Raw genomic sequence first — 18,944 nt, 5'->3', positions numbered from 1 at the left:
TGTTCCTAAACCATTGAAAACAAGATGAAAAAGATTATTGTGTTATTTTTTGCTTCGCTTTGCGTCGGCATTGCTGCATTTACGATCGCCGACTTTCCGGGAGCCGAAATTTCCAACGGGATAGTCAAGGCGAAACTTTATTTGCCTGATGGGAATGAAGGTTATTACCGCGGTGTTCGGTTCGATTGGGCCGGCGTGGTGCCGAGTTTGGAATACAAAGGGCACACCTACTTTGGTGCATGGAACCAGGCACCCTACGATCCGAAGTTGCACGATGCGATTATGGGGCCGGTTGAAGAATTCACACCGCTGAATTTTGATGAGGCGAAGCCAGGTGATCAGTTCGTCAAGATCGGCGTCGGAGTTTTGACTAAACCGGACGACAAAAAGTACTCCTTTGCTACAAATTATGAGATCAAGAACCCTGGTAAATGGTCGGTGACCAAGGCAAATGATCAGGTGGCATTTACACATGAGCTGAAAGACGAGACTGGTTACGGCTATGAGTATCATAAAACATTGAAACTGGTAAAAGGCAAACCGCAGCTCGTTTTGGAACACACATTAAAGAATACCGGCTCCCGACCAATCGTGGCGAGTACCTACAATCACAACTTCTTCATGATCGATAATGAGCCGTCCAATGAGAACATTCGAATCGTGTTTCCATTTGAAGTGAAAGGCGAGGGAAGGGGTTTTGGAACCATTATCAATGCAAATGGCAAAATGCTGAACTACTCACGCGAAGTGGTAAAGGGTGATCAGGTCTTTAGCGCAGGTTTGCAAGGTTTCGGCCCGACGGCAAAGGATTATGACATTCGGATTGAAAACACAAAAACCAAAGCGGGAGTGAGGATCACTTGCGACCAGCCGCTAGAAAAGCTCGTTTACTGGGCATGCCCGACTACTTCGTGCCCAGAACCATACATCAAGATCACGGCTCAGCCAGGGCAGGAAATCAAATGGAAGGTTAATTATGAGTTTTATACCTTTTAGCATAAGACGCGCGTATTTGCCTAAATTCGCACCGCATTTTAATAAATTAGTCAATGGGTTCGCATAAACACCTCGATAAAGCTTCGGCTGCGGGACTTTTGGTTGCATTAGGAATTATTTATGGGGATATCGGAACCTCCCCGCTCTACGTAATGCAGGCCATCATCGGAACAAGCAAAATTACCGATGACGTCGTATACGGAGCAGTTTCCTGTATTTTCTGGACGCTCACGCTGCAAACGACCATCAAATATGTAATCCTCATCCTTCGCGCCGACAACAAGGGCGAGGGCGGAATCCTCGCATTGTTCGCGCTGGTACGCCGGCGGGCGGCCTGGCTGACAATCCCGGCCATCATTGGGGCCAGCACACTTCTCGCCGACGGGATCATTACTCCGCCCATATCCGTATCATCTGCGGTGGAAGGGTTACGTATATTATATCCCGAAATCCAGACAATCCCGATCGTTATCGGCATTCTGACGCTGCTTTTTATCATTCAGGTTTTTGGGACAACTATCGTCGGCCGTGCATTCGGCCCGGTGATGGCAATATGGTTTCTGATGCTCGCTGTGCTGGGTGTTTCGCAGGTTATCGACCATCCGGAGATCATGAAATCTCTCAGCCCGGTTTACGCCTATCGGCTCCTCGCAGACCATCCCGGTGGTTTCTGGATGCTTGGAGCGGTTTTTCTTTGCACCACCGGGGCAGAAGCCTTGTATAGCGATTTGGGGCATTGCGGACGGGGAAATATCCGTATTAGCTGGGTTTTTGTCAAGACTTGTTTGATCCTGAATTACTTTGGCCAGGGTGCGTGGCTGATTGTTCATTCCGGTGATTTACTGAATGGCAGGAAGCCATTCTACGAGATCATGCCCGACTGGTGGCTGCTACCGGGGATCGGTATCGCTACCACGGCTGCCATTATCGCCAGCCAGGCACTGATCAGCGGTTCATTCACGCTTATTTCGGAAGCGATCCGGCTTAATTTCTGGCCAAAAGTCCGTTTGGTCTATCCCAGTGACCAGAAAGGTCAGCTATATGTCCCCAGCGTAAACTGGCTGCTTTGGGCTGGATGTATCGGTATTGTGCTGTATTTCAAGGAATCCTCGCATATGGAGGCGGCTTATGGGCTCGCGATCACGCTCACGATGATCATGACGACGGTCCTGATGTCGGTGTATTTGTATGTCAACCGGGTAAGTAAGTGGATCGTAGCTGTATTTCTGATCGTTTATCTGGCCATAGAGGGCTCTTTCCTGGCGGCGAACCTTTTGAAGTTTACTCACGGCGGCTGGGTGTCGCTGCTGCTGGCAACCATTATCGGGCTTGTGATCACCGTTTGGCTGAGGGCATATTACATCAAGTTGCGGTTAACCGAGTTTGAAAGTCTCGAAAAGTATATCGGCCCGTTAAAGGCATTGAGTAACGACATCAGTATTCCGAAGTATTCGACGCATTTGATTTTTATGTCGAATGCGTCCCGGGAGAGTGAGATTGAAAATAAAATCATTTACTCGATCTTTTACAAAAGGCCAAAGCGCGCCGATATTTATTGGTTTGTACACGTTGAAACGACCGACGAGCCCTACACGATGGATTATCACGTGAATATTCTGGCGGAAGACGATGTAATCAAAGTAACATTTCGATTGGGCTTCCGTATTGAACAGCGCATCAACCTGTTTTTTCGCAAAGTGGTGGAAGATATGGTGCTGAATAAAGAAGTGGATATTACGAGTCGTTATGAGTCCCTCAACCGGCAGAATATCACCGGCGATTTCCGGTTTATCGTACTTGAACGTTATCTGTCGCTGGAAAACAACCTGCCTTTTATGGAAGAAATGATCATGAAGGTCTACTTTGGGATAAAAAGCATTACTACGTCGGAAGACAAGTGGTTTGGTCTGGATAGTAGTTCGGTGAAAATCGAAAAGGTGCCGTTGGTACTAACACCGAGTGAGAAAATACGCATGAAAAGAGTGTATAGTCAATAAATTATTTCCGAAGTATTTCGTATCGTAAAATTTATTTTAAAACTGCAACTGATTCAGTGGTTATAGGCACTTTGGGTATATCGCTACGCAATGTGGGGACAGTAGGTTTTAAAAGATTCAGAAAGGACAGGCGTCAAAACCGGCCTGATTCACTGGAAAAGATCTTTGCTTAATTAAATTCGGGCTATGCAAAGTTATATTTGGTGTGTTTTGAACCACTCACTTCTGGAACAATTTTAGTGCAGCAAGCGCCATAGTATTGGAAATTTTTTGTTCACTAAACCGGAATGAACCATGAAATATCTTGCATGCATATTCACAATGCTTTTGGGAATAGTGGGGGCGTTTGCACAAAATCCGGTTACCCCGGAACCGTCCGTGCCACAGCCTGTACCTCAAACAAGTCCTGTACCAACTACAAGTCCTGAAACGAAACCTGTATTTAATTCGCCGCAATCGCCTGCCCGCCCTGCCCAGGTTCCATCGGAAGATACACTCATTAAGGGACAAAAAAGCTCCGGCGCTGTCATACACGATACGCTGATGCCGACGACAACCGATAAGAAAAAGAGCCGGTCTGAAAGACGCAAAAACCGCAAAGGCACCGCAGAAACCGATGATACTACATCGGCACAGCCACAAACAGCCCCTGCGAAAAAGCCTTGAAAGTGTACAGGTTGATCAACAAGAAAGCCCGGGAATCTTCCGGGCTTTCTTGTTGATTGTCGCGAAGAGAATAGGCTTTGGTTTTCAGTGCGCGTGATTGAGCAAGGTATGGGTATTAAGATCGCCCTGTTGGTGAGCGGTAGCTTCGAGGTCCTCTTCCCAAAACGGTTGTGTAATAACCGCCTTGTTCCCATTGACCCAAGTACACCAAACCTTGCCGCTGAATACCCGCTTCGTGATTGGACGCGAACCAAACCCGTTAGGGTGAACTACGGTTTCCACGATCTGGTATTCGTCAACCTGCATTAGCTGGTTGCCGCCCCTTTCTTTTACCCAATCGTCCTTCATAAACTTAAAAGTGTCCATTGGTCTCGAGTTTTTTTCTGCTTTGCAGGTAAAATTCAAATCCTATGCCAGAAATTATACATTTTCAAGAATGTAAAGGGTTGCAAGCGGGTCGTCGAATTATTTAGTAGAAATATTTCAATAGAATTGTGACATTAGAAACTTTGATGATTTCCGATAAATAATCTATACTGCATGTTTGGTAGATAGGAAAATCAGACCTAACAGAAAATGTTTTATTGAGACCTCAAACGACATACTTCAAATATCCGCAGCTCGGTGGGCATGCTTGTTGCAAATCAAATGTTAGTGACAACCGGGGCAATTGTATCTTTCGAAGGTGCCAGCTAGCACGGCTTTCGCTTAATTAATAATCATAACTACAAGATTTCATGAGTTCAAAAGATAGAACTGCCTCAGACAATTCCATGAAGGATCTATTTTACAGCCATTCGGGTAATCTAATTCATAAATGGGACCATTATTTAGATATCTATCCCACCTATCTATCGCAATATCGGGGCCGCCGACCGACAATACTCGAAATAGGTGTCTCTCATGGTGGCTCTATCCAATTATGGAAACAATTTTTTGGCAATGATTGTCAGATTTTTGCCATCGACATCAACCCTGAATGCAGCAGACTGGAAGAGGAAGGAGTTAAGATATTTATTGGATCACAGGCAGACGCCAATTTTTTAAACGAAGTTGCCCATCAAATTCCCGATTTGGATTTTGTGCTTGACGATGGTGGACACTTTATGGATCAACAGAGTTTGTCCTTTGAGATATTATTTCCAAAAGTCAAACAAGGAGGACAGTACATTGTTGAGGACACTCACACATCCTATTGGCCTGAATTCGGAGGAGGGCTCCGAAAGGATGGGACGTTTATTGAAAAGTCAAAAGCATTAATTGATTCGTTGTACAACTATCATTTATTTGAAGGAGATAACGTCAGAACCGATAACATTACTCAAAACATCGAATCGATCTCGTTTTTCGATTCAATGGTCATTTTTCAAAAGAGACTTCGAGCACAACCTTTCCACAAGCAAATTGGGAAAAAGACGATCAATCCCTATGTAGTACCGGAGATTAAGAAGCCTAAGTCGCTATCCGAGAGGATATTGGCTATGTTTTCGAAAAAGCAAGCTGAGGAGATTCATCCGTTTGTGCGTAATGATGGGGGTATTGACGAGATTAAGTGACAGATTTTAGTTTATCGAGCTTCTCAATCCATTTATCGCTTAAATATTTCCTTATAGGCATGTCGTAAATTACCATCATCACGTACGCCGCTCCAACCAGTAGAATTAGCCCGGCTGTGATGATGAGAGCCAGTTGCGCAGTGCCCGGGCTTATGACTGGTGTAATAATTGCCGAACATCCATAACAGGCATAATGTGTCATGGCAGCTCCATCCGCCCAATAAGTTGCCTGAACGGTAAGCAACAAAGCCAATAGCCGCAGCCGAAAGTATGGTCAACAGCAGCGGGTAACTGCGACTAGTTCGATAAAGCACTACCGATCCTGCCACGACCAGCGGATGTAGCCTGATCATCCTTAATATAAAAAATTTGCGTAGGCCAATTTTCGCGATACGATCATCATAAACGTAGCCAATCACAAATCCCGAAAGGCAGAAAAAGAAATCGACAGCTAAAAACCATGACCGATAAAGTTCTTTCCAGGGTCGGGATAAGCCCACTCCATAAAATGAAACGTTACAACGGCCAGTGCAGCAACACCCCTTAATCCGTCGAGAATTTCGAAGTGCCGTTTTGTTTGCAGAAGCATCGTGGTGGTGTTGTTCGTGGCCAAATTGGAAAACTATCATTATTATGAGTACAATGAACCTGAGGTCGAAAAAGGAATCAGAAAGAGCGGCGAGTGTAAGTAGGGAGAGTAGATGCATGTACAGGCCATTGTCAGCAGGAAAGATGCCACAAAGAAGATCAAGCTTAGCCGTATGAACACCTCACGGGTATCTTCGGCAGCATCAAGCAGTAGCGCCTGCACGCTGCTATGATTTTAAACAGGGGTGTTCCAGGCAGAAGGCGGTGGAGTCGTTGTTAAATCAGCCTAGGATGAAAGCCATCGACAAGAAATTCCTGAAATGTCCATTTATGGAATGGAGCAGATGATCGATTATCTGTGCGGTTTGGGTCTCTAATGGCGCCAAACGAATCAGAAGGATTTATAAGGTCATGAATTTGCGTGCCATTTAGACTGATCGAGGCAAACCAATTTACTAGTCCAATCTTTTAGTCATTATTGATCAAGGAGCCAGGATAGCTATGTATGTCAAAGGAGGATTTCTTGACTTTACCTTTAGATTTTGAAATCCCTAAAATACGACACCGTTTATCTAAATCCTCCTAATGTTGCATGGGCCTGTATCGGGGGGGTAAAAGCATTTGTAGAATTATACAACCGTCGACGCGAACATACCGATGCCAGGTTTATCCCTGAAGAATTGCTCGCTGAGTCAATCAAATCTGTAATCAATTGAATATTAGTAACTTTTAAAATAGTATAATTGCCTTCAATCACTTCCGTTAAAAGACTGACATCGTACTAGTGAATATTATTTCAGTTTTATAAAATAATTAGCTAGTTCATTTGCAAAGTTATTTATTATTGCTTTAACTTTACATCAGTTACAAAGCACCCGTAAATTTCTGTTTAATGTTTGGATACACCGAGTATCCGGTTAATTATTTGCCGAGCCTTTACTGGCTTGGCTAACATTAATATATTTTATCCTACTCTATATGTTGAAGTGTTTACCCGTGCTTATTTCTGTATCCAGTGCCTTTTTTTTTATTTCCTGCTTATTCCCAGCGCTTTGTTTCAGGATTAGCTGTACTCGCGACACTGCTGAAACGTAAGTTGGTCAGCTCAAAACCGACAAGAAAAAGTTTGCGTATATTGTATATCGTTTTGTTTTCTCGGAGCTTATTGAGCGGCAACAAAGTCAGTTACAACCAAGCTTCCATTGATTTGAAGTGCGCGTTTTATGGCCAATATCGATGTAATCAATACAACGAATGTTGCGTATTTCAATGCGGATCAGTATAACTATGGTATATCAAATGATTTCATGGCATAGCGAAAAGATCCTTCACCGAGACTATCTTGGTTGTTGGCTATTGGGGTAATCCGGACAATCTATCATACAGTCATTTGAATCTGGACCTGTTCTTAGAAGCCGGCAAACCAGTAATAGATGGAGTTACAAGCCGCTGCTGAGAAGAGAGTGACAATCTTTGAAAATTAAATAGCCTTGCGTCGTTTTTCAAATAGCTGTATCGATCAATTAAATTCAAGAAATCGCCGATGAAAATAAGGAATAAGATTTTATTTGCTTTTATGCTTTCCTACGGTGCTTATGCGCAAAACGAATTGATTACACCCGCCAGCCAACTCTTGCGCCTGAACGCTGACAATGTGAATATTAAGCAAAAGATTTCACTCAACAGCGACACGGGTTATGTGTCAATTGGTGGCTATCGGTTTCTAAGTATCAAAAAGACCGCCGCCGGAGAGCTGAATACTTTTGCCGGACCTAATAGTGGTAATTTCACGATGACCGGGCGGTGGAATACTTTTATGGGAGAAAATGCGGGCCTGGTCAATACTACCGGTTATAGTAACCTGGCAATGGGTGCGGAGGCAGGAGCTGTTAACACAACCGGTTATTCGAACATATTCGTCGGTGAGAAGGCGGGACGAGCCAATACCACTGGGTTTTTTAATACAATGGTCGGGGGAGGGACTGGGTTTTTCAGTGCTACATCTTCTTCAAACGTGTTTTTGGGGCTTAATGCCGGTTCCACAAACAATTCCACTGCAAATGTCTTTATCGGCAGGGCCGCTTCCTATTACACGGAAAACGGCTCCAACAATGTGAGTATTGGTTTTGCAGCGGGATCAGGTACAGGTGCTACTAACACGAATGGGACGGGTAATGTTTTGATCGGCCCCTTTGCCGGATATTACGAGACGGGTAGCAATAAGCTTTACATCGCCAACAGTAACACCACGACACCGATGATCTACGGTGAATTCCCCACCACAAACCCTGCTAATGCTGGCAAACTCGTTTTCAATACCCGTGCTGGAGTGGGGGTAACCACGTTTCCTACCTCAGTGACAATTAATGGTGTTGCCACCAATGTTTCCAGCTTTAAAATGTTTGTAAACGGCGGATTGGTTACCAGGTACTCAATTTTGACCGGTCCGGGTGCTTGGGCCGATTATGTTTTCAATGATAACTATGCATTACGCCCACTCAATGAAGTCGAAAGCTTCATTCAAGTTCATGGGCATTTGCCTGGTGTTCCTTCGGCACGACAAGTGGCTCAATGGGGAATTGACGTCGGGAAAATGGCGCGCATTCAGCAAGAGAAAATTGAGGAGCTGACTCTCTATATTATTGCCCAGAACAAGAAGTTAGAAGAGCAAAAGGTGCGGATCAAGGAGAAAATGGAACAATTGGTAAAGCTTTCCAAGGAAATAGATCATTTATAAAGAATTTAACTCTCTGGCATGAAAAAGACATTTTTAAAAGGATCGAAGCTTGTGACTATTTTAGCTTTGATAACTTGTTCATTGCAGACCTATGGCCAAAACCAGGTGACTACTCCAGTTGGTCAATCGCTAAGACTCAATTCGGACAATGTGATCGTAAAGCAAAAGATCTCGATCGAAAGTGACACGGGATATGTCTCCATCGCCAATTACAAATTTCTGAGCATGTCCAAAGCATCTGGTGGAGAACTAAATGCATTTTTGGGCCCTAACAGTGGCAACAAAACGATGACTGGCGGCAGGAATACATTCTTCGGAGAAAACACGGGCAAGGCTAATACCCTTGGATATAGTAATCTTTTTGCGGGGACCTTTGCAGGTGCAGCGAACACGACTGGGTACAGCAATACGATGCTTGGCTATAACGCCGGTGCGGCAACTACAACAGGCTACTTCAATACTTTTGTTGGAAGTGGTGCAGGTATGTCCAATGTATCGGGTCAATCGAATGTGTTTGTAGGGCTATCAGCAGGTTCCTCATCGAACGGAAGTAACAATGTTTATATTGGGCGCGCTACGGCGTATTATAACGCGGGCGGCTCCTATAATGTCATGGTTGGATTTGGTGCTGGTGGTGGGACAACAACAACAACCGGTTCTAATAATGTGTTCCTGGGCTACATGGCAGGCGTAAATGAGGCAGGGAGCAATAAACTTTATATTTCAAATAGTAATACTTCGAGTCCACTTATCTACGGTGAATTTCCCACCACGAGCCCGGCTTACGCAGGAAAGCTCGTTTTCAATACGCGTGTTGGCGTGGGGGTCACGAATTTCCCCACAACTGTAATGGTAAACAGTGTGTCCAACAATGTCAGTACGTACAAGATGTTTGTGGACGGCGGCATGGTAACGCGCGACCTAATTGTCACAGGCGCCGGGACTTGGGCGGATTATGTTTTCCAAAAAGACTATAAACTGAGAGATTTGACCGAAGTTGAGGCATTCATTAAAGCCAACGGACATTTACCTAATATCCCGGCAGCGACCGAAGTTGAAAAATGGGGTATCAACGTAGGTGAAATGAGCCGCTTACAGCAGGAGAAAATAGAGGAACTTACCCTCTACATGATTGAACAAAATAAGAAGCTCGAAAGCAACGACCGGCTTTTGACAGAGTTTGACGAAAGAATGGGAAAGATTTCAGGCCGATTGGATGAGCTGAAAGCCCGCAAAAATTAAGGGCTGTAAAAAAATAACAATCGAACAAGAGAAAAAATTTATGGGAAAATCTTTGATCTTCTTATCATTCCTTTTGCTGACTGAAGGGTTATGTCAAGCTCAAATGAAGCTTATGGAATATGAATACATTCCTGAAAAGGTGGTCCTGACCAAGCTATCAATGCATTCTCAGTTGATAAGGGCACGTAAATACATGAATGTAAATGTGCAGATGCAATCAGGAAGCCTGGTTGCCATAGCGGGCGAGGCTATCGTTTTAGAACCTGGATTTTCAGTGACTAACGGTGCCCAGTTTCATGGTAAAATCGAAGAAGTACATGCGGACCAGCGGGACGTTGTACTCGAAGAAGCCGGCCAGATGAAAATGGAAGTCGAATTTGATCAGGAGAAATTGTCGATCAACAACTATCCAAACCCATTCGTCAAAAACACCGAAGTGCAGTATTGGCTGCCTGAGGATTCCAAGGTTAGCCTGTTAATCTATGACGATAGTGGTATTCTGGTATCCAAGGTTTTTCAAGATAGTTTTCAGTCCCGCGGACTTCATAAGATCAGTCTGGAAGGACAGCAACTGACCTCAGGAACTTATAACTGCGTTTTAACTACCCCTTTATACAGAACAGTCAGGAAGATTGTGAAGTTGTAATATGAAACCTTTGAACGCTAAAGTGGTTATTTCGGACTGTGACGCTCTCCTAGGTAATTGAATTGTCACATCTTTTGACTCATACGATAGGAATGATGTATTAACGCCCTGGTATACACCGGATTTATACGAACACTATTCCATGTATCTCGAACAGGGCATCCTCCGCGTACTTGGTCGCAGAGTACAGTTTGCCCAACTAACGTCTTTACGAACAGAATTGGTCAGAGCTTGCATAGCTAGATAGAAACTAAATGTGCGTCGATTGACGAGCAGATACTAGAATTCAATATTAAAATAATCATTATGAGGATATTAATTGGCTGTTTGCTGAGTTGGTTCTTTTTAGTCAGCACACATACTCGATCTCAAAGCATCCATTGGAAAAGGGTAGGCAAGCCCTCAAAAAACACCTCGGAATTTGTGAAGGGCGATGTAAAGGAGGGCCAAGCGTTTATAGCTGCCCGGACGCAGGAATGCAGGTGGGCCGACGCAAAAGGAAATTTGTGGGTGTTTGGGGGTAGTGGCTATGACGTAGATGGTCAGTACGGGATTTTTCAGGATTTATGGAGGTTTAACCCAAAGAATAATAACTGGCAGCTCATTAAAGGAAAGGGCAACAGCTCTGAAAAGGAAATTGACAAAGATCCGAGTTGGCCAGCGGGCAGAAGAAACGCTTCCACCTGGTGTGATAAGAATGGAAATTTGTGGCTTTTTGGAGGTAAGGGTATGGGTGATCTCTTCCATTTAAATGATATGTGGGTTTTTGAAACTAACAAAGGTCAGTGGCGAAAAATCCAAGGTTCAAACTCTGTTAACGATAAGCCTACCTATGATCGGTTAAATGAGTCTGCGAAAAACTCATCGCCGGGTGGTAGGTCAGGTTCTTCAACCTGGGTGGATAATGATGACAATCTATGGCTGTTTGGAGGCGAATCGCAGGAGGGGAAAAATATGATTGCCTATAATGATTTATGGCAATTTGACCAAAAAAAGGAATTATGGCGTAAGATTGCTGGGGCGGATAAACCAAACCAGACCTTAGACTCAAACTCAATATCAACGGGCTCGAAAAAAATAGATCCATCTTCGCGACGGGGCGCAATCGCGTGGTATGACAAGACAAAAAACCAACTGTATTTGTATGGTGGGTTTGGGTTTGGTGTTTCTAGTGGCCAGCAGGGAGGATTGGCCGATATGTGGGCGTATGATATTAAAGGTAACAGCTGGTCAATAAAAAGTAGAAACTTTCAAGTAAACAGTGATCAGGTAAATTTTTCTGCGGGGGCTTTATCACCCAAAAATACGCCGGGAAGTAGGCATGGGGCAGTCAGCTGGATAGACGGCGCGGGAAATTTTTATCTTATGGGCGGACACAGCATCCTATACAGCGAATCGACGTTCGTAGATCCATACGTATGGAAATATGATATTACCAAGGGAATGTGGGTTATGGTATTAGATTCCGAATCAGTTGTTTTAAACGGAGGGACGGTTTTCGCGGCGGCTGATGGGAGTGTATACCTGTATGGAGGAAACGAATTCGATAAACAAAAAAAGCAATCGTACCCGGTGACTTCCATCTGGTTGTTGGAACAAAAGTAAATAAAATGAAAAATTTGTTACAAAGAACGAGCACAATTCTACTGTGCATAGTATTGTGCGTACTAAGTTGGACGCAATGTGAAGGTCAAATGCCGACAGTCGGTGGCAATGTTGCATTTAGTTCCCCTCAGGCGGCTTCCATCTCTAAATTTGGTGGACATTCGCTCAATTATAGTACCGGAACACCCAATATAGACATTCCTATCGTAACTGTTAGTGAAGGGGCGCTCTCGTTGCCTATATCACTTCACTATACGTATAGCGGGTTCCGTCCGAGCGATCAGGCTTCGTGGGTCGGGCTAGGGTTTTCTTTGATGTCGGGTGGTGTCGTTTCACGGACTATTCGTGGTCTGCCTGATGAGCTCGCTGGACATGGTTATCTTAACGAACCCCAAAAGATCACTAATTTCGTAAGCCAATCTTCATTCGGCATTGCCTCCTTTAAAAACAATGGGATTGAAAATTTGGATGATCCATCACCTGATAGTTACAATTTCCAATTCAATGGATATTCGGGGAAAGTAGTGATTGACAATCAGGGAAACGGCCGCGTAGTATCGTCGGCCCCCATTGTCGTGAAGTATGAAAGAGCAACCGACTCTTTTGCTGGCCTCAACTACGTGATCAGCAAATGGATATTTACGACAGAAGATGGAACAATCTACACATTTTCCAACAGGGAATACACTGAAACTAACATGGAATTTTCTCCGGTTGGACCAAACGCGGAATATATGCCTTCCGCCTGGTATCTGTCGGAAATTGCAGACAAAACAGGGAACAAAATTACATTCGAATATACAACGGCAGAGAAAACCACAACAGGCAGCCGCCTTCAATATGGACGTTCCGAGCAGTATGAATTTGTTACGTTAAATGCGGGCAGTAATGATATAACAAACAGCAGAGTACAAGTATCTGAAAATAAAACCTCAGAAATTTATCTTACAAAGATCTCTGGATCCAACTGGCAACTGGTATTTAATTCTGAGTCGTACAATAGGCTATCGGATCAGTTTGGTATTCTCTTGTATGCCAGAAAGCTAAACAGTATTGAATTGAAAACAAATACAGCCTCGCCTACGACGATAAAGCAATTTACATTTGAATATACGACCCAAAGCAGTTATCGGCTGCATCTATTAAAAGTTAAAGAGGAGGGGTCAAATCCTTATACAATGACCTATGATTCGTATGCGAGCTCCAACATACTTGGCCGGGATGCTAATGTTGACTATTGGGGTTACTATAACGCCGTGAATAACGCCACACTTGTCCCGCAATTGGGGGCGGACCTTGAGCCCAGAGAGTATGCAGCAAAAATGGGCGCATTAGTCAGGTTAACATATGCGACAAAAGGTTACACAACAATTGATTACGAGCAAAACCAGTATAGCTATTTTCGTGACTTGGTCCGTACAGACACAGCAACAACCATTCTAACCCGGGTTTATCGACGCTTTTGGAACCATGAATTTTCGCACCCGGACAGCAGTGGTATGTACTCGCTCGTACTCACTAAACCAACGCTTGTTCATGTCAGGCTAAACAACAACACTACGAACACCAGTCTCCCAGCTTGTGCGAATCAGGGGACGTTTTGGCCCAGAACATTGCAGGCAGGTACTTACACGATGAACGACATTATGGCAATTTATAATTTTTTGCCGTGTGACCGTCCAGATATCGGTAGTTCTCCTGGTTTCGATATTACACTTGAATTCAAGATTTTTGAGAAAACGGCATCTAATCGGCATAAATTCGGTGGTCTGCGGGTCAAAAGCATGACTGACTTTACGGGCAATGCGAATGAATCCTATACTAGTACTTTTTCTTATCATGATACAAGTGACACAACATTATCTAGCGGAGTAGTTGGTTTCATTCCTTATTACGAACTTGTATTGGTCAACACGGTGGGAATTATCAGGGTTTACAGAGCAACTCCATTTAATCCGGAAGCATTATCGCAGCTTTATTACAGGTCGGTATCAGTTACGCGCGATGGTTCGGTGACTAATTACAAATATACTTCACATTCTAATCAGAATGATTATCATGGAAAATGGGCTTTCGTATATGATAAGGGAGTATCGACACTTAGCGGGGTACTTGCCGAAGATTACACAGTTACAAACTTTTACGGTATGGGAAGTTATGGTGATTATTCCTTTCTACGTAGCCTGCCATCGGAAATTGAAGTGAAGGATAGTAACGGGAATTTGAAACAAAAGACGTCGTATCAGTATTCGGGATGGGGCGAGAACACGTTGAATATTCCCTCGTTGCATTACGAATTATTTGCCCAATATGACAATTATCCTGACCCCTTAAGCCTTGACCCATCTCCGCGGCTTGTCTTTTATGGTAAAGCCTATTACCAGGTCGGTGGGTGGCCCCGTAAGACATCGGAGACCGTTACAACGTATGGCTCAAACAATACTGATCCGGTGGCAGTGACGACTACCTATGAATATGGCAGCAACCACTTGCAATTAAAGAAACAGCAGGTGACGCAAAGTAATGGAGCCGTCAAAGAGACCACCTATACTTATCCGCTCGACTACTCGGCAGCAACTGGCAACGCGGTGCTTCAGGCGATGATTGCATCCAATATGGTCGCCTATCCAATTGAGCAGGTAACAAAACTGGGCGCCAAAGTCGTCGATGCGTCTCTGACAACTTACAATTCATTTGTGGTGGAGTCCGGTAAACCTGCAATAGTTCTACCCTATAAAAAATTCAGGTTTAGTGGATTTAATAATTCAATCCCAAGTTTTACGGCTTACACAGGTTCAAACAACGAGGCAACTACCTCTTACTATGAAACTACAAAGTACGTCGCATATGGTAAAAAAGGGAACCTGCTGAGTGTACTGCTAAACAATTCGCACAAGGTCTCCTACCTGTGGGCTTATAAGAGTCAACATCCCGTGGCGGAAATCCAGAATGCGGACAATGCACAAGTGCTGTCGGGACTAGGGGGGACTTCATTCGATGCAATGGCGGATGAGACAAGTTCAGCCACAATCCTTTCAAAAATAAACAGTCTGAGGAGCAACTTGGGAAGCTCTTTGGTGACAGGTTACTTATATGAACCGTTGGTAGGGTTGACACAGAAAATTGCGCCTAACGCGCTGAGCACTTATTACACCTACGATGTATTGGAGCGGCTGGAGAAGGTTAAGGATACAAACAGTCAGACAGTCAAGTCCTATAAGTATAACTATGCGACGCCCTAAACGTCCCATAGTTTTCTTGAATAGCTAATTAAGTTATTACATCTTCTTTCCTAATATTACATGAAGCGGTTTTTGACCCTGATCATCTTTTGTGTGTCCTCCTGTGTCGTTTTTGCACAAACCAATACCTGGACAGGGACAACCAACGACCACTGGGAAACCGGTACAAACTGGTCTTTGGGCTTGGCTCCTACCCCATGTCATGATATAGTCATTCCGGCTATTTCTGGCAAACCTTCGCCGAAGTTGTACGCGAACATTTCCATCTCGAATATTACATTTTCGGGCGGAAACCTAAGTACGAATAATTTTGATATTACATATGTATCGGCGGGGAGTGAATGTGGTACGGGAGTTAATTGTGGGTGTACAGACTGCGACCTGGCTACTGTTAAAGACGTGAGCAACCCTTCGGTAGGTGAATCGGCGTCAGGTAGTTCGACGGCTAACTATGTGATCGAAAATACCCATTTGACGTCCGATGGTTCCTCGGTCGCCCAAACGATAACTTACCTGGACGGGTTGGGGCGACCTAAGCAAAAGATAAGTCGGCAAGCCGGCGGCTTTTTATTATCCGATCCTACCCAGATCTCCGATCTTATTCAGCCAATTGTGTACGACGCATATGGCCGGGAAACTCAAAAATACCTGCCATATGCAAAAAATGGCTCTTCCGGCGATCTGGTGGGCAGTCCTGTTTCGGCCCAAGCTGCTTACTTCACAGGCATTGGTAAAGTAGGTAATGCGTATACAGATATCGTTTATGAAAATTCACCATTGAACCGGATCGTTTCGCAAAAAGCGCCGGGAAGTTCAGTTGCTCAAACATTCTTGTATAGGGGCAATACGAGTGGAGATAACGTTAAGCGATTGACTTATAATTTTGGTACTAACAAAATCGACATCGGGACGTATGGCGCAGGGACCTTGTTCGTCACAGAGAGTACCGATGAGAAAAATGTCAAAACGATTGAATTCAAGGACTTTGAGGATAGGGTCGTCCTTCGCGATGTTGCAGGCAAAAAAACTTACTACTGCTTTGACGATTTTGGATTGCTGAGGTGTATAGTGCCGCCAGCAGCAGCAGGTTTGCTTAGCCAAACAAATGTCGATCCTGCGAGCGGCGAGCTCCTATTTGTTTATGGATACGATAGCCGGGGAAGGATGACATCGAAGAGAATACCCGGTGCCGGGACTACTTCGATGACCTATGATAGCCGGGACCGACTGGATGTTACGACCGACGCTAAGGGACAAGCTGTGAAAAATAACTATGACGATTTGAATCGTGTAACGAGTGTTACGCTAGCGGGGGCTGAAATAACGCGTAATTATTATGATGCTTATCCGGCAGCAACCGGCGGTACTTCGGAAAGCTTCGATCAAACGCATGCTTTCGGCGCGGCCAGGCTCACTAATTTAAAAGGAATGTTGGTTGCCACAGAGCACAAAATTCTCGACAGCACCGCGTATCTACGTACTGTAACCTATTACGATAACGTGGGGCAGGTAATCCAGGCGGCCTCCCAAAATCACAAAGCAGGTTGGGATCGGCAGTCGAGCAAGCTGGATTTTTCCGGGCGGGTGTTGGAAACGAAGCTTTCGACGCTCAATGGCCTGGTTGTTGAGACGCGGACCTCCTACGACCGAGGCGGGCGTACGAAAGCGGTTTGTCAGAAAGTTAGTGACGGAACTACGGGAACGGTCGGCGCTTACTGGGAGCCGGTGGGCAGGTACAGCTACAATGGTATCGGTGAAATGGTATCTAAAACCCTGGGCTGTAACATTCAGAAAGTGGACTACGCCTATAACATCCGTGGCTGGATGACCAGTATGAACGATCCGAGCAACTTGTCTACGACCAGCGAAAAGGATTTTTTCGGCATGTCGTTAGGCTATGATGCGGTTGGAAACGTAACAGGCTGGAACTACCGTGCCGCGCAACGGACGGGGACCTATGGCGCCACCTATGCTATCACCCCCAAAGATCCATATGCTTACACATTTACTTATGACGACCTTAGCAGGATAAAAACTGCCAGCTTGCTTAAATCAGGTAGCACAAACGTATTTACGCTGGGCGGATCAGACAACGGTTCGGTAAAATATGACGACAATGGCAATATCCTGAATATGAAGCGGACCTTCAATGGCACCGGCAATACGGTGGATAACCTTGCCTATAATCTTGCGGCGAATAGCAATAAGCTTAGCAGTATTACTGATACAGGTACCAATCCGTCGACACCAAATGAATTTTTCGGATCAAATTCCAGCTATACCTATGATGCAAATGGGAACCTGTTGACCGACACCGGAAAGAGCATTACGGCCATCGCTTACAACCACCTGAACTTGCCCAATCAGGTTACGAAATCGGGTCAAGCCATTAAGTACAAGTATGCGGCCGACGGGAGTAAGCTGAGAGCTAATTTCGGTACTGGAAAGCTTTACGACTATGTAGCAGGCCTGGTATATGAAAACAATACACTCGAATTTATCCCGACGGCTGAGGGGCGTATTCTTCCTCCCGGGAAAGCGGTCAATCCGCAGTTGAATGGAAGTACTGCGGCACCTGCTGGCGTAACCAACACATTTTACCGATATGAGTATCAGATCAACGACCATTTAGGTAACTTGCGCGTAGCATGCCGTTGCGGGGAAAAATCTGGGGCAACAACTCCAGGCGATGCGTATGCGCCGATTATAGTGCAGGAGAATCATTATGATCCTTGGGGCTTGGGCTTGCCGCTGAATGCGGATGCGGAGAAGGTTGGCGGGAGTCCGGAGGATCGGTTTAAGTTTATTGGACGGGAAAATCAGCAATCAACCGGATGGGTAGACTTGCAGGCTAGGTTTTATGATCCGCAGGTTGGACGTTTTTTGGCGGTCGATCCGTTAAGCCAAAAGATGCCTGCCTGGTCTCCATATAGTTACGGCTTCAATAACCCTGTTAGGTTTATTGATCCGTTGGGTATGGCACCTGATGATTATTATAACAGGGAAACAGGCAAATATCTTGGAAGTGATGGAGCTGCAACAACTGATTCGCGTCTTATATCTGTTGATCAGTATAGCCAAATCAGCCAGGCCAACGGAGGTACAACAAGTTCTCAGGCTACGGCAGCGTTACAGGGGAGCAGCCAAGTAGTCGCAATTCAGGATGGGCAAATTCAAACAACTCTTCAAGGCGTCAGGGATAATTCCAGAAGCTCGGGAGTGGAGCATTCAGCATATTTGACATTAAACCCGGAAACAGCGACAATATCGGCTGTGGCTGGGCCTACGGGTAAAAATGGTGAAACTACCATGGAATATGAGCGGCCCGGAGAAACTTCCTATATGACTAGTGGCGAGACAAATCAAGTGACGGGTTTAAGTATATTGATAGGACAGGTCCATGGTCATCCTTTAACTCAGGAGGCCGGAATGGTAAACGAGTCGGGTACTTCATTGAAGGATAAAAATGCGGCATCCAGCTCTGGTGTTCCAATTTACTCAATAGATTCATACGGCGGCAAGAAAACAGGCGGTGTAGGCACAATAAACAGAGTTACACCAGGCGGTGTTCAAACTAACGGGGTTGGCAAAACTATCGGTACAGGGACAATTGGTAATTTCAATATTGGCCTTGACGCTTTACAGCGTTCGGGCGGTAGAATAAGATAG

13 protein-coding genes are annotated in these 18,944 nt (G+C 44.9%); 11 read left to right on the top strand and 2 right to left on the bottom strand.

Annotation, left to right across the window (positions count from 1 at the left end; all coding sequences use genetic code 11):
- Window positions 1–24: 24 nt before the first annotated feature.
- The 3 genes from LZD49_RS13510 (at window position 25) to LZD49_RS13500 (ending at window position 3,659) form a co-directional block, all read left to right on the top strand.
- Complete coding sequence (locus tag LZD49_RS13510; protein WP_234668103.1) at window positions 25–996, top strand: hypothetical protein; 972 nt, start codon at window positions 25–27, stop codon at window positions 994–996.
- A 53-nt stretch (window positions 997–1,049) separates the two neighbouring features.
- Window positions 1,050–2,993, top strand: a complete 1,944-nt coding sequence (locus tag LZD49_RS13505) for a KUP/HAK/KT family potassium transporter (protein ID WP_234668102.1) — start codon at window positions 1,050–1,052, stop codon at window positions 2,991–2,993.
- Window positions 2,994–3,287: 294 nt separating this feature from the next.
- The gene (locus LZD49_RS13500; protein WP_234668101.1) at window positions 3,288–3,659 is read left to right on the top strand and encodes a hypothetical protein; all 372 of its coding nucleotides are present in this window, start codon (window positions 3,288–3,290) and stop codon (window positions 3,657–3,659) included.
- Between the two features lie 84 nt (window positions 3,660–3,743).
- Here the strand turns inward: LZD49_RS13500 and LZD49_RS13495 are convergent, their stop codons facing one another.
- Window positions 3,744–4,025, bottom strand: coding sequence for a hypothetical protein (locus tag LZD49_RS13495; protein WP_234668100.1), 282 nt, complete (start codon window positions 4,023–4,025; stop codon window positions 3,744–3,746).
- A 371-nt stretch (window positions 4,026–4,396) separates the two neighbouring features.
- Between LZD49_RS13495 and LZD49_RS13490 the strand changes: the two genes are divergently transcribed.
- A complete protein-coding gene (locus LZD49_RS13490) occupies window positions 4,397–5,215 on the top strand; it encodes a class I SAM-dependent methyltransferase (RefSeq protein WP_234668099.1) in 819 nt (272 codons plus the stop codon).
- 451 nt (window positions 5,216–5,666) lie between these two features.
- Here LZD49_RS13490 and LZD49_RS13485 read toward each other — a convergent pair whose 3' ends face one another.
- The gene (locus LZD49_RS13485) at window positions 5,667–5,804 is read right to left on the bottom strand and encodes a hypothetical protein (protein ID WP_234668098.1); all 138 of its coding nucleotides are present in this window, start codon (window positions 5,802–5,804) and stop codon (window positions 5,667–5,669) included.
- Between the two features lie 112 nt (window positions 5,805–5,916).
- Between LZD49_RS13485 and LZD49_RS36060 the strand changes: the two genes are divergently transcribed.
- The 7 genes from LZD49_RS36060 to LZD49_RS13455 all read left to right on the top strand — a co-directional run bounded on the left by LZD49_RS36060 (window position 5,917) and on the right by LZD49_RS13455 (window position 18,944).
- Window positions 5,917–6,036: a DUF5712 family protein gene (locus LZD49_RS36060; RefSeq protein ID WP_409021321.1), complete on the top strand. Its 120-nt coding sequence runs from the start codon at window positions 5,917–5,919 to the stop codon at window positions 6,034–6,036.
- A 1,310-nt stretch (window positions 6,037–7,346) separates the two neighbouring features.
- Window positions 7,347–8,540: a hypothetical protein gene (locus LZD49_RS13480; RefSeq protein WP_234668097.1), complete on the top strand. Its 1,194-nt coding sequence runs from the start codon at window positions 7,347–7,349 to the stop codon at window positions 8,538–8,540.
- Window positions 8,541–8,558: 18 nt separating this feature from the next.
- Window positions 8,559–9,782 carry a hypothetical protein gene (locus LZD49_RS13475; protein ID WP_234668096.1) on the top strand — a complete coding sequence of 408 codons (1,224 nt, stop codon included), beginning with the start codon at window positions 8,559–8,561 and terminating at the stop codon, window positions 9,780–9,782.
- A gap of 112 nt (window positions 9,783–9,894) precedes the next feature.
- Window positions 9,895–10,428: a 3-coathanger stack domain-containing protein gene (locus tag LZD49_RS13470; protein ID WP_234668095.1), complete on the top strand. Its 534-nt coding sequence runs from the start codon at window positions 9,895–9,897 to the stop codon at window positions 10,426–10,428.
- Window positions 10,429–10,734: 306 nt separating this feature from the next.
- Window positions 10,735–12,033 (top strand): kelch repeat-containing protein, encoded by a 1,299-nt coding sequence (locus LZD49_RS13465; protein ID WP_234668094.1) that lies wholly within the window; start codon window positions 10,735–10,737, stop codon window positions 12,031–12,033.
- 5 nt (window positions 12,034–12,038) lie between these two features.
- Window positions 12,039–15,275, top strand: coding sequence for a hypothetical protein (locus tag LZD49_RS13460; protein WP_234668093.1), 3,237 nt, complete (start codon window positions 12,039–12,041; stop codon window positions 15,273–15,275).
- Window positions 15,276–15,335: 60 nt separating this feature from the next.
- Window positions 15,336–18,944 (top strand): DUF6443 domain-containing protein, encoded by a 3,609-nt coding sequence (locus LZD49_RS13455; RefSeq protein ID WP_234668092.1) that lies wholly within the window; start codon window positions 15,336–15,338, stop codon window positions 18,942–18,944.

Origin of the sequence: Dyadobacter sp. CY261 (genome assembly GCF_021440085.1) — a bacterium.
Taxonomy (GTDB): domain Bacteria; phylum Bacteroidota; class Bacteroidia; order Cytophagales; family Spirosomataceae; genus Dyadobacter.
Note: the sequence above shows the minus strand (reverse complement) of the source record. Positions and strands in the feature narration are given on the sequence as shown.

Excerpts from the sequence above, each read along its gene's own strand:
- LZD49_RS13510 (WP_234668103.1), top strand. The coding sequence starts at position 25 with ATGAAAAAGATTATTGTGTTATTTTTTGCTTCGCTTTGCGTCGGCATT.
- LZD49_RS13505 (WP_234668102.1), top strand. The coding sequence starts at position 1,050 with ATGGGTTCGCATAAACACCTCGATAAAGCTTCGGCTGCGGGACTTTTG.
- LZD49_RS13500 (WP_234668101.1), top strand. The coding sequence starts at position 3,288 with ATGAAATATCTTGCATGCATATTCACAATGCTTTTGGGAATAGTGGGG.
- LZD49_RS13495 (WP_234668100.1), bottom strand. The coding sequence starts at position 4,025 with ATGGACACTTTTAAGTTTATGAAGGACGATTGGGTAAAAGAAAGGGGC.
- LZD49_RS13490 (WP_234668099.1), top strand. The coding sequence starts at position 4,397 with ATGAGTTCAAAAGATAGAACTGCCTCAGACAATTCCATGAAGGATCTA.
- LZD49_RS13485 (WP_234668098.1), bottom strand. The coding sequence starts at position 5,804 with ATGCTTCTGCAAACAAAACGGCACTTCGAAATTCTCGACGGATTAAGG.
- LZD49_RS36060 (WP_409021321.1), top strand. The coding sequence starts at position 5,917 with ATGCATGTACAGGCCATTGTCAGCAGGAAAGATGCCACAAAGAAGATC.
- LZD49_RS13480 (WP_234668097.1), top strand. The coding sequence starts at position 7,347 with ATGAAAATAAGGAATAAGATTTTATTTGCTTTTATGCTTTCCTACGGT.
- LZD49_RS13475 (WP_234668096.1), top strand. The coding sequence starts at position 8,559 with ATGAAAAAGACATTTTTAAAAGGATCGAAGCTTGTGACTATTTTAGCT.
- LZD49_RS13470 (WP_234668095.1), top strand. The coding sequence starts at position 9,895 with ATGGAATATGAATACATTCCTGAAAAGGTGGTCCTGACCAAGCTATCA.
- LZD49_RS13465 (WP_234668094.1), top strand. The coding sequence starts at position 10,735 with ATGAGGATATTAATTGGCTGTTTGCTGAGTTGGTTCTTTTTAGTCAGC.
- LZD49_RS13460 (WP_234668093.1), top strand. The coding sequence starts at position 12,039 with ATGAAAAATTTGTTACAAAGAACGAGCACAATTCTACTGTGCATAGTA.
- LZD49_RS13455 (WP_234668092.1), top strand. The coding sequence starts at position 15,336 with ATGAAGCGGTTTTTGACCCTGATCATCTTTTGTGTGTCCTCCTGTGTC.